Origin of the sequence: Gluconobacter sp. P1D12_c (assembly GCF_018812105.1) — a bacterium.
Lineage (GTDB): Bacteria > Pseudomonadota > Alphaproteobacteria > Acetobacterales > Acetobacteraceae > Gluconobacter > Gluconobacter oxydans_A.
In genome coordinates this window covers 1-458 of sequence record NZ_JACSIQ010000447.1, presented here as the reverse complement: position 1 = coordinate 458, position 458 = coordinate 1, and the positions used below count along the sequence as shown (strand labels likewise).

Annotated in this window: 1 pseudogene; it reads left to right on the top strand. The window is 59.8% G+C overall.

Annotated elements, in window-relative coordinates:
* Positions 1-458 (top strand): annotated as a pseudogene (locus KP705_RS17600) (Tn3 family transposase); the annotation flags it as partial.

The following is a 458-nucleotide window of genomic DNA, read 5'->3' as shown; positions in this document are numbered from 1 at the left end:
TGGAGTGTGTACGATCCCTGAACCTCGACAGCGCTCGCGCCACGACCATACCGCGTGTGGCCTTTGACCGTTTGAGCGAAGAAGCTGCCCGGATTACGCCCCAGCATCTGGCCGAGCTTCGGTCATCCCGTCGTTACGCCATTCTGGTGGCAGCCGGGGTCCGACTTGAGGAGGTTCTAACCGACGCGGCCCTCACAATGATGGACAAACTCCTCGGAAGCATGATGCGCCGTGCCGAGCACCGGATCCGTGACAAAGCGATTGTCACCATGCGATCGTTGCAGGCCCAGCTTCGTCTGCTGACAACCTCTTGCCGTCATCTGATTGAGGCCCGTGATCAGGGCGTTGATTCACTGTCTGCCATTACGGGAATTGACTGGCCCCGCCTCCAGGACGCCATCGGCATGGCTGAAACCCTGACAGCTCCAGAGACCATTGATCGCACGGCCGAACTGATC